Annotated in this window: 6 protein-coding genes and 1 pseudogene; 1 reads left to right on the plus strand and 6 read right to left on the minus strand. The window is 37.4% G+C overall.

The annotated features are described in order from the left end of the window. From AC1DJR_RS14180 to AC1DJR_RS14205, 6 genes are all read right to left on the minus strand, one after another. Positions 1-298, minus strand: a 298-nt coding sequence (locus AC1DJR_RS14180; protein WP_477002854.1) for a PAS domain-containing protein, incomplete at its 3' end; no start/stop codon positions are given. Between the two features lie 178 nt (positions 299-476). Continuing rightward, positions 477-1,376, minus strand: a complete 900-nt coding sequence (gene ablB / locus AC1DJR_RS14185; protein ID WP_477002855.1) for a putative beta-lysine N-acetyltransferase — start codon at positions 1,374-1,376, stop codon at positions 477-479. Further along, positions 1,373-2,641, minus strand: a complete 1,269-nt coding sequence (locus tag AC1DJR_RS14190) for a peptidase (RefSeq protein WP_060750324.1) — start codon at positions 2,639-2,641, stop codon at positions 1,373-1,375. The genes ablB and AC1DJR_RS14190 overlap by 4 nt, the downstream gene beginning before the upstream one ends. A gap of 15 nt (positions 2,642-2,656) precedes the next feature. Next, positions 2,657-3,319: a CoA transferase subunit B gene (locus tag AC1DJR_RS14195; RefSeq protein ID WP_002127246.1), complete on the minus strand. Its 663-nt coding sequence runs from the start codon at positions 3,317-3,319 to the stop codon at positions 2,657-2,659. After that, positions 3,304-4,002, minus strand: a complete 699-nt coding sequence (gene atoD, locus AC1DJR_RS14200) for an acetate CoA-transferase subunit alpha (RefSeq protein ID WP_002085805.1) — start codon at positions 4,000-4,002, stop codon at positions 3,304-3,306. Before atoD ends, AC1DJR_RS14195 begins: the two co-directional genes overlap by 16 nt. Then, positions 3,999-5,309 (minus strand): aspartate aminotransferase family protein, encoded by a 1,311-nt coding sequence (locus AC1DJR_RS14205; protein ID WP_033708325.1) that lies wholly within the window; start codon positions 5,307-5,309, stop codon positions 3,999-4,001. Before AC1DJR_RS14205 ends, atoD begins: the two co-directional genes overlap by 4 nt. 801 nt (positions 5,310-6,110) lie before the next feature. Between AC1DJR_RS14205 and AC1DJR_RS14210 the strand changes: the two are divergent. Next, a pseudogene (locus AC1DJR_RS14210) lies at positions 6,111-6,190 on the plus strand (DUF4397 domain-containing protein); the annotation flags it as partial.

Genomic DNA, 6,190 nt, shown 5'->3' on the forward strand with positions numbered 1-6,190 from the left:
TTGTATTGACCGTACAAACATCTTCCCCATTTAAATTTTGGTAATGTTGAACTTGGTGTACGATTGGTTTTTTTGTATCTAATACTTTCATCAACGTACTTGTTTCTCTGGATAATGACGGGAATGCTTCTAATAAATGCTTTCCTAGCACATTTTCAATTTTAGATCCATCATGTTTTGCAGCAACTGTATTATAAAATATTGTAATCCCATTTTCATCTACTGCATGTATGGCCTCATCTATACTGCCCAAAATCGCTTCAATGACTTCCTGTGTCGAAACTGCTAGCAATGTCATCCCCCCTTTTGCCGAAAATCCAGCAAATTCAACGCCGAATTTCCGGCACCCTCTGTGCGATTATAAGCATGACGATTCCGTTCTATTATTTTGATGAAATGTATATATATTTTTATTGCTTATTTATGGTTAAGTGAAACTTTAATCAGTGGGGCTTTATTATTAACCCGACTCCCACCTAACTTCTTTGCTTTACAGCCGAATTTTGAGGCGGGAGTCTTACTGCTTTCGAATAGCTGGATAAATCTTTCACCCATATATTCATATCTTCCAACTTATCAAAAATGTAGCAATTATTCGCAAGCCTTCCCGTATATGTATAGCCTAATTGATGAAAGGCTGCATTCATACCGAAAGATAGCGAGCGAGCAATTGTATAAGAACAAAAAATAGATTTTTCTTGGAGCTCTTCCTCCAATTTAATTAACAGACTTTTCATGAAACCATGTTTTCGATATTCAGGTAATGTAGCACAATTCGTTAATTCTGCATTACCTTCTTTCACGTTCATTTCAGCAGATGCTGTACTAATAATTTTCCCCTCGAATTCATAAACATAGTAAATTGTATCGTCTTCCTTCATCGTCTGCTTTACATAATTCCCATCATTTAAAGGTGTCGGATAAACTTCAAATACTTTTCCAAAGACAATTGCTAATTCTTCCGCATCCTCTTCTGTCGCTTTTCTTAACACAAATTCCTCTGGGACTATTTTTTCTTTCACTTCTTTTTCTTTTACACCACTTAAAATAGTATCTTCCTCAGTCCAATGAATACTATTTCGTCTTTCATCATTATGATATTTCACGAAGAAGTGCGCATCGTGCCCTTGAAAATAATGAGGTATCGTTGCTTCCAGTAAGAAACCGAAAGAGAGCCATGTTRAAACATGCTCTCCCTTTCCTTTAATAATACATTTAGTGAAAGAATGTTTCTTTGCTAATTCATCGATTGTTTGTATGATGCTTTCAACATTTCCTGTATAGTGATCAACTCTAATACGTTTATTAAAATAATCTAAAACCCCTTCTACTGTATAATGCTTTGTCTGTTCACTAAAAGATTCATAGTATTTCATTTTTTCACCTCACACCAATCTAGTAATGTACATGCAATTATTTTTGCGGCAGCAATCATTTTATCAACTTCTATATATTCGTTTGGATAGTGTGCTACTTTCGTCTCTCCTGGACCAAATACTATCGTGGGTACGTTAGCTATTTGTGTGAACAAACCTCCATCTGTTCCCCATGGCGAAGCTTCTATAATCGGCTCGTTCCCTTCGATTTCAACAAAGTTATGTTGAAGCGTTGTAATAAGTGGATGGTTTTCTTCTAGTTCACCAGGAACCCATCTAGCCCCAAACCATTCTACTTCTACAGGATTTTTTACAAACCAACTATCCACATCTTTTAATTCACCAATCCAGCCCTCAAACTCTTCTTTTGCTGCCTCTATAGTCTCATTCGGCGCAATACCACATCTTCCTTCTAAAATTAATGAATCGGGAACAGAACTTGGCCAGCTTCCCCCTTCAATTTTCCCAACGTTAATTGGAATTGGAATCGGAATCCCCTTAAATAACGGATCTGTAATTCGACCATTTCTCTTCTCTTCTAATTTTCTCAAATGCTCTACAACAAACATACTTTTTTCAATTGCACTTACTCCTTCATAACGTGTACCACCGTGTGCTGCTTTTCCTTTTATATGTAGACGAAACCACATTGATCCTTGTTGTTTCGGAAAAAACTTCATATTCGTCGGCTCAGGAATAATAACGCCATCTGCCTTATATCCTCGTAAAATAGCGGCTAATGTTCCTGCCCCACCGCTCTCTTCTTCTATTACACTTTGAAAATGTATATGACCTTTTAGTTCAATACCAGATTCAATAATCGCTTCCATCGCAAGCATAAGTGAGACATTGCCGCCTTTCATATCTGTTGTTCCACGTCCATATATGCGGTTTCCTATTTTCTCTCCACTATATGGATGATGGTCCCACTGATTTACATCCCCTTCTGGCACGACATCAATATGCCCGTTTAAAATCATAGATTTCCCTTCGCCACTTCCTTTTAAAGTCGCTACAATATTCGGGCTATCTGTAAAACTTGTACGAGGTGATACGAAATAAGGGTGATCTTTCATTTCATTAAAAGCAGGCTCCCAAATATCAAGATCTAGACCTAACTCACGCAACTTTTCAATAACAATTGCCTGCGCACCACTTTCATCACCAGATACGCTCTTTTCTTGAATTAATCGTGTTAAAAATTTTACACTCTCTTCTTCATGACCCTCAATATAATCACAAACTTGTTTTTTTAATTGCTCCATATATTACAACTCCCCTCATTCAATTACTAGTAAATTTGAGCTTATATGAAAATCAGCTGTCGTATGTCGTTTTACATCTTCTACAGTATATGGACTCATTAATTCTTGTAAGACAAGTCCTCTTTGGGTCACTTCCATGACAGCCATGTCTGTAATAATTAAATCTACACATTTTTTCGAAGTTAATGGCAATGTACATTCCGAAACAATCTTTGCATTTCCGTATTTATCAACATGATTCATCACAACAACGACCCGCTTCGCTTTTTGCGCTAAATCCATCGCTCCTCCAATACCTGGAACGCGTTTTCCTGGTACAATCCAGTTCGCTAAATCACCATTTTCACTTACTTGTAACGAACCAAGTATCGTAACATCAAGTAATCCTTTTCGAATCATGCCAAACGCCATGCAGCTATCAAAATAACTTGCTCCTGTAATAAGAGATGTTGGTAAACCAGCTGCGTTACATAAATTCTCATCTTCATTCCCTTTACTTGGCGTTGGTCCCATACCAACAATACCGTTTTCYGCATGAAACATAACATTCATATCTTCTGGCAAATGATTCGGTACAAGCGATGGAATTCCAATACCTAAATTTACAAGCATACCATTCTGAATTTCTTTCGCTGCACGTCTTGCAATCTTATCTCTTACTTCTACGCCCATACCCATTTCCAATTCACTCCTTCCGATGGCACGATATAATTTACAAATACACCTGGGACGACAATTTCTTCTGGATCTAAACTTCCAAGTGGAACAATTTCTTCTGCTTCTACAATCGTTATGTCACCAGCCATAGCTACGTGTGGATTCATATTACGAGCGCTTTTATCAAATACAAGATTGCCAAATGGATCCGCTTTTTTCGCATATACAATTGCGACTTCAGCCGTTAAAGCTGTTTCAACTAAATATGTCTTTCCATTCATTTCAACTGTACGCTTTCCTTCTTCTACAATCGTATCAACACCAACGTCAACTAAAATACCACCAAGCCCTACACCACCAGCGCGAATACGCTCTGCGAGTGTTCCTTGCGGAGAGAATTCAATTTGCAATCTTCCTTCATTTAATTGTCTTCCCGCATTTGGATTTGACCCAATATGAGAAGTAACTAAAGATTTAACCCTTTCATTCGTAACAAGACGACCGATTCCTACATCAGGAAATCCAGTATCATTTCCTATTAAATTTAAATTTGTAATGCCTTTATCTAAAACAGCTTGAATTAGAGATGGAGGGGATCCGATTCCTCCAAATCCCCCAAACATTAATGTCATATCATCATGGAACAAAGAAATTACTTCCTCTATTTCTTTTAATTTACCGAATGTATTTGTAATAGTTGTCATGCGATACTATGCCCTCCTTTTTGCATCATCTCTTCCACGCTCTTTACAAAAATTGAAAGTAATTCATCTAACTCGGAATATGTAGTTGTCATTGGTGGTGCAACAAGCAGTGCACTATCCTCTTTTCCTGCTTGCCCTGAAACAGCTTGGTATAAGAGCAGTCCATTTTTAGCAGCAACTGAAATAAGCTCCGACGCTTTTGTAAACGGTTGCAATTCTATTCCAATTAGCAATCCTTTTCCACGCACATCGGCAATGATTGTCGATTGTTGCTGAACTTTCTGCAAACCTTTTAATAAATACTCTCCCTTTTCTGCTGTTTTTTCAGGTAAATTATGTTTCTCCATATATTCAATAACTGCTAAAGCCGTTGCTGCAGACAATGGATTTGCACTAAGCGTATGCCCGCTCATTACAGAACGTGATCCACGTAAAATCGGCTCCATAACACGGTCACTTACAACTGTTGCTGCCATTGGTGTATAACCCGCTCCTAGCCCCTTACCAAGGGTCATAATATCCGGTTCTACACCCCAGTGCTCCATCGCAAACCATGCACCAGTACGACCAAGTCCAGTCATTACTTCATCCGCAATAAATAATATATCGTAATGACTACAAATATCTTTAATTACTTTATAGTATTCTTTCGGCGGGACAACCGCTCCTCCAGCAGCTCCGATAATCGGTTCAGCAATAAAAGCTGCAATATGTTCTGCACCAATTCGATCAATCGCTCTTTCTAGTTCAGTCGCACAAGAAAGTTGACATGTTGGATATACCTTTTGTACAGGACATCTAAAACAGTATGGAGCTGGAATAGTCGGATAATCTTCCAAAATAGAAACGAAACGTTGTCTGCGCAGTGGATGCCCAGACATAGATAAAGCTCCCATTGTAATCCCGTGATAGCTCATCCACCGTGACAAAATTTTATGTTTCCCTTGAATGCCACGCTCCTGAAAATGCTGAATTGCGATTTTCATAGCTGTTTCATTTGCCTCCGTACCACTATTCACAAAAAAGCTCCAGTTCAAATCTCCTACACATAAATCACTTAACTTCTTCGCTAATTTTTCAGCTGGTTCACTCGTAAACTGTGATCTATAAACGAAAGCGATCTCCTCTGCTTGTTTTTTAATAACTTCTGCTATCTCTGCTACGCCATGTCCAATACCTGCCGTAATCGCTCCAGACGAACCATCAAAATATTTATTTCCGTTTTGATCATACAAATACACACCTTTTCCATGTGAAATCATCGGATACGGCTGACCAACAAGTGGTTTAATTAAGTAATCGCGCATAGCGCTCCCCCATTTCTCCAATTTGTATATGTATATGAAGAAAATTGACGTTTCTTTCATAAAAAAGAATCCTCTGCAAAAGCAGTGAATTTATCAAAAAACTATTATAAAATATACAAATGACTGCTAAATATTATTTTAAAAACAGAAAATTCAGAACTTAAAATGAAGACCAACCTTACCTGTACGCTTAAATACCCCTTCCTGATTTAAGATAACAGCAAATTGAATATTTTTTTAATATAATATCAACTTCCCTCAATTGCTGACATTGTGTAAACTTCGACGGAACTCCCGTTATTCTCCTTCCTATTATCCTACTTTATATTGCATATTTTCAAACAAAATTCGACATTTTACTTCGCCTCATTTATCATAACTATTTCTTAACAAATAGTACCACCTGTTTAGAACAATAAAAAAAGAACCGATTAACCACATTAATCAGTTCGGCACGACGCTCTTTTATCGGTATTACCTTATCCAACGCATCACTAAAATTAATAGAAATACTCATAATACAAATCCATAATTCGTCCCACAGCCTATAGCACCAAATCCTCCATAACTTCATTCCCAATAACTATGGGGATGTCCCCATCCCAATGATTCCACTCCTTCCATCAAAGTCAAACTACCTTTCCTTTATAATTTATGTAGGACAATTATCGATTTGTATGTGTGTTTGCCTATAAATAAAAAAATCCCCATTTTAACTTTTCCTTCTAGAAAGGCAAGTTTTTTGCATAACCTCTTTCTAGCTTCGCATATATTTGTAATGATGATAAAGGAGGAATGTTCATGACTCAATCCGAAATTGAAAAATACGGCCAAGAAGCTGCACGTTACGAACAGCTCGCTCGTTACTATCAATATAGCAA

This window comes from Bacillus sp. 05T31 (assembly GCF_056396725.1).